This is a genomic window from Cytobacillus horneckiae (genome assembly GCF_002835735.1).
Taxonomy (GTDB): Bacteria; Bacillota; Bacilli; order Bacillales; family Cytobacillaceae; genus Cytobacillus; species Cytobacillus horneckiae.
In genome coordinates, this window is sequence record NZ_PISD01000051.1 from 20,497 (window position 1) to 30,438 (window position 9,942).

The window sequence follows — 9,942 nt, forward strand, 5'->3', positions numbered from 1 at the left end:
TATAGTACAGTTTTTTTATTTTGAAAGATTATTTCTCTATTCTTGCTCACTTTGCGTAATTTACTAATGATTATTCTATTGAAAAAAATTATACTTTGCTAAAGCTAAACATCCATAATGTTTAAGGAGTGGCAAAGTATGACTACTGAAATAAAAAGTAAACCCATAACATACTACAAATTAAAGCCGTCGTTTTCTCAAGAAAGGTTTTGGGTTCTTCATAATTTAGAACCTCATAAACCTACATATAATATCTCAAAAGTTTTCCGTTTTCAAGGGGATTTAAATTTGGAGGCATGGAAGAAAAGCTTAGGTAAACTACTAGATCGTCATGAAATTTTAAGAACAAGCTTTATATTTGAAGAAGAATTATCTCAACTAGTTACCAGTAATATGGAATACTCATTTGAATACTTAGAACGATCAAAGGATGAAGCATGCAAAGTCATAAACGATTTTATTCATCAGCCATTTGATATTGAATGTGAAGACTCACTATTCAAATCAAAAATAATTAAAACAGAATTTAACGTTTATTATTTTGTATTCAATATTCATCATATTCTTTGTGATGGACCGTCATTAGGTATTTTACTTAAAGATTTATTTAGTTTATATAACCATGAAGTTTGTAAGACAGTCATAACATTACCAGAATTAGATATTCAATTTGCAGATTTTGCAGAATGGGAAAGATCGTTGCAAGAAAAAACTAATTATATGGAATCTCTTGATTTCTGGAAAAAAAGATTAAAAAATTCACCAGTTAAGGTGGAATTTAACAAGCATGGAGCTACACTCGGTTTAAACGGAAAAACCAATAGATTCATCCTATCAAGTGAATTACAGCAATCTATTAAAAAAATTTCAAAATCCAATAGGACAACTTTATTTACTACCTTACTAACCGCGTTCAAAGTATTGATTAATAAGTACACATCACAGAGTGAAATCAGTATTGGCTCCCCTGTAAGTTTGAAAGAGAATAAACAGCTTGAGAATGTAATGGGCCTTTTTATTAATACAATTGTCATTAATTCTAAGATTGATTCAAACACTTCGTTCGCGGATAACTTAAAGCACATTCAGGCCAATGTCTATGAATGTTTTAAAAATAAATATATTCCTTATGATTCAATAGTAAAAGAGATTAGCCCTAGTAGAGAAGATATTAATAACTCGTTATTTAATATAATGTTTGCCTTACATTACACTTCCGATAAACCTACATTAGAGGGTATAAAATATGATGAGATTCAATTAGATAACAGTACAAGTAAACTTGATTTATCTCTGTCTATAATTGTAGGAAATGATCAAATGGAGTTGGAGGTAGAATATAATACAAAACTTTTCAATGAAAGTTATATAAATCAGATGTTTGGTCATCACTTTAAGACATTACTATCTAATTTATCTAATAATGTTAATAAGCCTTTAAAGCATATAAAAATTGTGACCGAAGAGTACCAAAATAGTATGTTTTTAAAGAATACCCAAAACGAGAGTTCTCCCCAAAAATGTATACATGAATTATTTGAAGATAGAGTTGAAGCAAATCCACATGCGATAGCTTTAACATTTGAAGAACAGACGTTAACATACTTCGAACTTAATCAGAAGTGCAATAAGTTAGTAGAAGAGGTTAAAAATAAAATCGATAGTGGTTCTCCAATTGGTATATATATGGACCGGTCAATGGAAATGATTATTTCTATTATAGCTATTTTAAAAATGGGGGGAGTATACGTACCACTTAATATTGAGGATCCACCAAGTAGGACAATAAATATTATAAAAAAAGCAAAAGTAGCATTTGTTTTAACAAATAATGAAAGTAAAGCTAAATTGAGAAAATGTATTAATGTAGAATCTTATAGTGTTAATGAATCAGATTTATCTATAGATAAATTCACTAATAATCCTTTAACCAAAACAACACCTGAAAGTATGCTGTCAATTTACTTTACTTCTGGCTCTACTGGTGAGCCTAAGGGTGTAATAAATCATCATATTGGCTGGATTAATCGAATGAACTGTATGCAACAGACTCATAACCTGCAGATTGGAGATCCTGTGCTTCAGAAGACTTTATATACCTTTGATGCATTTGGTTTAGAAGTGTTTTGGCCATTATTGTTTGGTGGAAATGTATGTTTGTTAGACCCCGGAGAACATAGAAATCCTAGATCTATTATTGATGCAATGATAAAACATAGAGTTATTTTTCTTCAAGTTGTACCAAGTATGTTAAATGAAATAGTGGGAGAACTAAATAAAGAAGACATCTCCTACCTAAGTCAACATTTGAAATTTATAGCAAGTGCTGGTGAGCCGTTAACATCTGCTTTATACAACAATTTAATAAAGAAAATAGATTGCCCTGTTTATAATACATGGGGACCAACTGAAGCCTCAATTGATGTTACGCAATACTTGTGTAGGGAAGAAGATCAATTTAGTGGTGAAATTATTTCAATAGGTAAGCCTGTGATGAATAATGAAGTATATATATTAGACGAAAACTTAAACCCCGTACCTACATATGTAACTGGTGATATATATGTATCTGGTATTGGATTAAGTAAGGGATACGTAAATGATCCAGAAAAGACGATTTCATCATTTGTAAATAATCCGTTTAAAGAAAATAAAATTATGTATCGAACTGGTGATAAAGGATATTTCCTTGAAGATGGAAATATAAAGTTTGTTGGACGTGAAGATAATCAAATTAAGCTTAGAGGAATCAGAGTTGAGCTAGATGAAATTGAGCGAGTAATAAATAATTGTAAATTAGTCAAACAGGGTGTTGTGAAAGTAATTAATAATAATAATGATTACAAACTTATAGCCTATATTTCATTGTTATCTGAGAGTGGTGCTGCAATGGAGGAGATTAAAGAAGAACTGACTTCTAAACTACCATTATACATGATGCCAAATCATTTTGAGAAAATGAACTCTTTACCGCTTTTGCCCAACGGTAAAATTGATAGAAAATCACTACCGATACCAGATTTAAGTATTAACTCGCAGGTTAAATTAGTTTTACCAAGAACAAACAAGGAACTTACTATATGTCGAATAATGAGTGAACTTCTAGGACACGATCAAATAGGTATTAATAGTAATTTTTTTGATATCGGAGGACATTCCTTAAATGCCTTTAAATTACTTAATATTATCAACAAAGAATTTAATGTAAAGCTCCCTTTAAGTATTATTTTTAAACATTCAACAATCGAACAGATGTGTAAAGTTATTGAAACTAGTCAAAGCAGTGAATCAGAAAACTCAAATATAATTCCGTTACAAAACGGAGATGTAAATAAGGTTCCCTTATTTTTAATACATCCAGGGGGAGGAGGAATTATATGTTATTACGAGTTTGTGAGAAAAATGAATATTGAAAATCCAATATATGGGATACAATCTTTAGGATACGATGACAATAGAGAACCTTTGAAATCTATAAAGCATATGGCCCAAGAGTATGTTAAAGAAATAGTAAAGATGCAACCCGCTGGGCCATATCTTTTAGCTGGTTGGTCATTAGGCGGTACAATTGCGTTTGAAATTGCGCATCAATTAGAAAAGTTGCATAAAACTGTGGATTTTATTGGGTTAATAGATACATATCCTATAGATAGTAAGGACGATTATCTTAAAGTAGCACAATCTCGTAAATCTCCCGTTGAGGCATGGGCTTCAAGATTAAATATTTCATTCGATAAGGATATAACTCAAGAAGAAAAAATAAAAATAATCCATTCAGAGGTTAAGAACAGAAAAATGATTCCACTAGAATCAACTATTAATGAGACAAATAGAATTTTAGAAATAATGTACTGTAATAATGTGGCTGCAGAAGAATTCCACTGTGATTATTATTTAAATCATAATATACATTTATTTAATGTGAATGAACTATCAGAAATAAACCCAATACCATTAGTAGATGCTGATGTATGGAGAGAGAGAACAACCAAGAATTTATTTATCTATGAAATAGATGGGAACCATCATAATTTAATGGATAAATCTAAAGTAAATAAACTTGCTAAGATTTTTAAAACTTTATTGAAAGAATAGGTGGTTCAAAATGATTGAATTAAGAAGCGATACCTTTTCATTACCGAGTGTTGATATGCTGAATTCTATTAGTAAGGCTATATTAGGTGATGATGTATACGGTTTAGATTTAACTGTCAAAGAATTAGAGAAAAAGGCTGCAAATATGCTAGGTAAGGAAGCTGCAATACTTATGCCTTCTGGTACTATGGCTAATTTAGCATCGATACTAGCTCATTGCCCAAGAGGTTCCAAAGTTTTAGTCGGAGATAAATCTGACATTTATATTTATGAAGCCGGGGGTGCATCTGTATGCGGAGGAGTTATTTATGAACCAATTAAAACTGAAGCAGATGGTATTTTAAAAATAAGTAATGTAGAAAAAGCGTTTCCTATTGATATTCATGATCCACAATTTGCGTTACCTTCCTTACTTTGTATTGAAAACCCTAGTAACCGTACTGGAGGAAACATTCTACCTTTAGGCTATTTAGAGGAATTGTTCTATTATACTAGAGAAAAAGAAATAGCTTTGCATATGGATGGTGCAAGAATTTTTAATGCTGCAATCGCATTACAAATACCAGCAGACAGGATTGCTATGTATGCTGATTCAGTACAGTTTTGTTTATCGAAAGGTTTATCAGCTCCTATTGGATCAATCGTGGCAGGTACCGAACAGTTTATCAATAAGGTTAGAAGGATTAGAAAAATGTTAGGTGGAGGTATGAGGCAAGCAGGGATAATTGCAGCACCTGGAATTGTAGCGTTAGATAATATGGCTCAAACCTTGAAAAAAGATCATACTAAAGCCAAAAACTTAGCACGTTACTTAAGTTTAATTGATGAGATTGAAATTAATGCAAGTATAGAAATTAATATGGTATTCTTCACCTTAAAACCTGAATATTCAACAGATAAGTTTATTACTACATGTGCAATGTTTGGACTAAATATTGATGAGTTAGAACCTGGCGTCATTAGGGCTGTTTTGCATAGAAATATTAGTGATGAAGATATATTAGACACAATAGAAATTATAAAAAGAGCGATACCTCTTTCGAAACAAGAGGGGAGAATTTATCGTTGATACATTTAACGGGTAGAATAACACAAGAACCAAACGATTTTGTTAATACTTACATTTTAGAACCACATTTTAATTACGAAGTAGAAAACTTAATGAATTATTATATTAAAATGGAGCTCGTCATGAATAGAGAATATGAAAGGTTAGGTTTAATTAATACCGAAGAAAGAACTAAAATAGACCAGGCGCTAACCACTTTAGATAGCTCAATTATAAAGGCAAATCCACTAGAAAACATGTCGGATATATCTTTTGCAATAGAAAAATACGTTGAAAAGATATTAGGAGATGAATTACCAGTTAAATGGCACAGTGACAGAAGTAGAAACGATATACAAAGTTGTGCACAAATCATGTTATTAAGAGATCAATTATTGAACTTAGAAAGTCAAGTATCAGAATTAATAAAAAGTTTAATTGATAAGTCATGTGACTCTGTTAATATGCCGATTCCAGGAAGAACCCATTTTCAACCAGCTCAAATTATTACACCAGCCTTTTACTTTCTATCAATTGTCGAAGAGCTAACTCATATAAGGAATTTACTTTCAAATAGTTATGATTACATTAATCAATGTCCTTTAGGGTCTGGTGCTATGGCAGGGTTAGAATATGAATGGGACAGAAAGTGGATTGCTAATGAACTAGGTTTTATAAAGCCTAAAAATACTGCACTATCTTCCATAGCATCTAAGCAGGGCCATCTTGAGATTGCAGCGATTCAAGCAAATTTAGGAGTATTAATTAGTAGATTTGCAACGGATCTTATTGATTGGCTGATAAACAGTTATATTGACTTACCAGATGAGTTATCTGGTATTTCTTCGGCTATGCCTCAAAAGAAAAATTATCCTATTTTAGAAAGAATTAGGGGTCAGAACTCCCACATGATATCTTTTTATAATGGACTAACTTTGTCTCAAAAAAATACACCATTTACAAATTTAATTGAGACTTCTAAAGAGGGAAGTAAATATATATTGGAATTATTTAAGACAACAAACGTAAATCTAAGCTTATTAAAAATAGTTATCGAAAATATAGATTTTAATGAAGATAAAATGCTAGAAGACTGTTCAAATGAATTTTTTGGAGGTTTTACGCTTGCAAACTACCTATCAAAGGAGTGTGGAATTCCGAATAGAAAAGCTCAATCCATTGTAGGTGAGGTCATTCGAACAGCTATTGAGAATCATCTAACGCCAATGAATTTAAACTCAAAAATAATACGAGAAGTTAGTGATAAGCATGGATTTAGTGTGTATATAGAGGATCATCTAATCCAAAATCTGTTCTCTACAAAACAAAACTTGAATAAACAGACCTTAGGATCGACTAGTCCCTGTTCAGTAAAATCCATGTTGAGGGACTATAAAATAATAAATGAAGAATTTGATGAAGTTTGGGGTAGTAGAAATAACTAAATTATCAAGATTTAGGAGGTTGTAAATTTGCGTACTGACATTCTGAATACTCCTAACAACATTCATGTAAAACAAGAAGGAACCGGATTTTCTAGTGGAACTTTCGGGGAATTGTTGCAGGGAGTACTTACTAATAATAAGCCATTTTTAGTAACGCTGCCTATTAATAGGTATTCTAAAGCAATTTTCAAACCTGACCTTGCTAAAGAATCAATCGATATAAAGCCTAATTTTAAAGTGAAAGCGAAATACCTATGTGAAATGATATTAAGAGATAACAAACTTCCATTAGGCGGTTCATTAGAAATAGAGAGTACAATCCCTATAGGAAAGGGCTTAGCTAGTTCATCTGCAGACTTAGTAGCTGTGTCAAGGGCCATTGAATCAGCTTATGACTTTACATTAGATATTATTAAACTACAACAGTATCTTGCCAAAATAGAACCAACGGATGGAGTAATGTATTCATCCATTGTTTCTTATTATCATAGAGAGGCAAAATTAAGAGAGTGCATTGGCAATGTTCCAGCATTAACAATAATCTCACATGATGAAGGCGGAGAAATTAATACTATTGAATTTAATAGAAGGTATTATAAGTATGAAATCGATATAAAACAAGAATATGAATTATTACTAGAGAAATTAGTAACTGCGATAAACAAAAGCGATTATAAAGGGATTGGTGAAGTTACAACAAGAAGTGCTATTTTACATCAAAATGTTTCTCCAAAAAGAACTTTAAATCAAATGATAGATATCAATAATGAAATAAATGGGCTAGGTGTTGTGGTCGCTCATAGTGGTACTTATATAGGTATTTTAATTTCTCAAAATGATGAAGAGTATTATACAAAGCTAGGTATGGCCAAAAAACTTATTAGTAAACTATCAGATCATGTTCAGATAATGCATACTATTAACCAAGGAGAGAATTGATATGGAAAATAGCTTAATTGACTCCGTTGGAAATACACCTTTGGTTAAGTTAAGTGAATCAAATGTCTATGCCAAATTAGAATTATTAAATCACTACGGTATGAAGGATCGAGTGGCTAAAAATATTCTCTTGCAAGCAAAAAAAGATGGTAGCCTTAAACCGAATGCTACAATTATAGAGAGCTCTTCAGGAACTATGGCACTAGGAGTAGCAATGGTTGGTACGGCACTTGGTCATGAAGTTATTATTGTTACTGATCCAAGAATTGATTCATTGACCTTAGTAAAATTAAAAACATTGGGTGCGAATGTGCATATCGTTGATAAGATGAATGAGCATGGTTGGCAAGGTGCTCGACTTGAATATTTATATGAGCTTTTTAAAATTCACCCAAATCATTTTTGGCCAAAACAATATGAAAATCCTAATAACCCAGGAGCATACAGGCCACTGGCTAACGAGCTTATGAAAGAGTTAAAATCTATCGATTACTTGGTAGGTGCCGTTGGTAGCGGAGGTTCATTATGTGGAATTGCAAGTCAACTTAAATTATATAATAAAGATCTAAAAGTTATCGCCGTTGATAGTATCGGAAGTATCATTTTTAATCAGCCTTTAAAGAGCAGCAGACTTCAAGGCGGATTAGGAAATAGTATAAAACCTAAAAATGTAAATTATGAAATAATTGATGAGGTACATTGGTTAAATGATAACGAGGCTTTCGAATCGACCTTAAGGTTAGGAAAAAAAGAGAAAATATTCGCAGGTAATAGCTCTGGATCAGTATATACAGTTGCATCCTGGATTGGTAAACAGGTTGGTAGTAATAAGGTAATTGTAGCGATTTTTCCTGATAGAGGAGACCGGTATCAGGATTCAATATATAACAAGCAATTTTGGGATGAGAATAATTTAAAATTAGGGACAATTCCTAATAATCCCACTAAGGTTATAGAAGGCGAGGCAGTGGAAAGTTGGTCATACTTAACTTTACGGGGGGATAGTATTGAAGACAAAGAAAGCAAACATACTTCTATTCATAGAGTCTAATACAACTGGTACAGGAAAAAAAGCTTTTGATGTTGCTAAAAAACTTGGGTATAAAGGGCTTCTGTTAACTAATGATTTTTCTCAATATAATGATTTTGAGGGTATAGAATATGTAATATGTGATACTAACAATATTAAGGAATTAAGTGCTACAATTGAATATATTGGAATAGAATCTATCGTTGGCATTTTGAGTACAAGCGAATATTATATTGAAATATCAGCTGAACTTGCAAAACAATATGGCTACGATATTAATAATCCAACTTTCATAAAAAATTATAGAGATAAAGCACTTCTCCGAACTAAACTTTCAAAGAAAAAACAAATAAAACAACCAAAATACAAAATAATCGAAAAACATACAGATTTAAAGAATTATAATGATAACATTAATTTTCCATGCATTGTAAAGCCTTCTATGGATAGTGGGTCAAACGACGTTAAATTATGTTTTAATACTGAGGAAGTATATAATCACGTCAAAGTAATTCTGGAGAAAGATACAAATATGCGAAATCAGAAGATGCACCCAAAGGTCTTAATTGAAGAGTATATTGAAGGCAGTGAATATAGTGTTGAGTTCTTTGTAAATAAAGAAGAACTCAACTTAATAGGTATTACTGAAAAGACTACTATGGGTACACCATTCTTCGTCGAATACAGACATATATTCCCGGCTCTCATTAGTCAGGATATAAAAGAGCTTATCCTTAAAACTGTTTCAAATGCAACGGATGAGTTAGGTTATCTAAGAGGAGCACTTCATGCTGAAATTAAGATTTATAAAGGGGATTGTTATATTATAGAGATTAACCCTAGGTTGGCTGGTGGGATGATTCCAGAACTAGTGAAAGAGTCAGCAGGGATAGATATTCTAGAGCAACATATTCTTTCAATCCTAAACAAAAGGGAAATTGAAAATATTCATATCAAGAGCTTTTCTGGCATACAATTTATTACAGCACCTTCTGATGGTATATTAGAACAGATAAATGGAATTGAAGAAATAAAAAAATTACCTGAATTTCACTTAGCCTCAATTAATGCAAAGTCAGGTGCAAATGTGAGAAAAGCTAAAAACTCGTCTGATCGCTTGGGCTATTTTATACTTAATTCAAATTCTTATAAAGAATTAAATGATAAATTAAATTTAATTATAGAAAAAATAAACATAAAGGTAATTTGATTGCGAAATAAAAAAGGCTACTACCTTCATAAACTGTACCCTTTGTAAGGACATTTTAAAAAAGCTGCTGTCTGTACTTTGCAGGCGGTCTTGCCCCTGTCAAGTAGACAACATAAAAAGCTAAGCAGTGAGTGCGTGTCGATATTCAATCGGCGCGCGTTTCTTTAGTTTCTTT

At 31.8% G+C, this 9,942-nt stretch carries 6 protein-coding genes; all 6 read left to right on the forward strand.

Annotated features, from left to right (window positions below; translation table 11 throughout):
• Positions 1-138: 138 nt before the first annotated feature.
• The 6 genes from CWS20_RS21045 to CWS20_RS21070 are packed head-to-tail and all read left to right on the forward strand — an operon-like array spanning position 139 to position 9,767.
• Complete coding sequence (locus tag CWS20_RS21045) at positions 139-4,095, forward strand: non-ribosomal peptide synthetase (protein WP_066193325.1); 3,957 nt, start codon at positions 139-141, stop codon at positions 4,093-4,095.
• A gap of 10 nt (positions 4,096-4,105) precedes the next feature.
• Positions 4,106-5,164: a GntG family PLP-dependent aldolase gene (locus tag CWS20_RS21050; protein ID WP_066193326.1), complete on the forward strand. Its 1,059-nt coding sequence runs from the start codon at positions 4,106-4,108 to the stop codon at positions 5,162-5,164.
• Positions 5,161-6,588: an argininosuccinate lyase gene (locus tag CWS20_RS21055; RefSeq protein ID WP_083957252.1), complete on the forward strand. Its 1,428-nt coding sequence runs from the start codon at positions 5,161-5,163 to the stop codon at positions 6,586-6,588. Before CWS20_RS21050 ends, CWS20_RS21055 begins: the two co-directional genes overlap by 4 nt.
• A gap of 27 nt (positions 6,589-6,615) precedes the next feature.
• On the forward strand, positions 6,616-7,527 hold the full coding sequence (locus tag CWS20_RS21060; RefSeq protein ID WP_066193327.1) for a GHMP family kinase ATP-binding protein: 912 nt from the start codon (positions 6,616-6,618) through the stop codon (positions 7,525-7,527).
• Between the two features lies 1 nt (position 7,528).
• Entirely contained in the window at positions 7,529-8,578 is a 1,050-nt protein-coding gene (locus CWS20_RS21065) for a cysteine synthase family protein (RefSeq protein ID WP_066193329.1), read from the forward strand.
• On the forward strand, positions 8,535-9,767 hold the full coding sequence (locus CWS20_RS21070; protein ID WP_158237024.1) for an ATP-grasp domain-containing protein: 1,233 nt from the start codon (positions 8,535-8,537) through the stop codon (positions 9,765-9,767). The genes CWS20_RS21065 and CWS20_RS21070 overlap by 44 nt, the downstream gene beginning before the upstream one ends.
• Positions 9,768-9,942 lie beyond the last annotated feature (175 nt).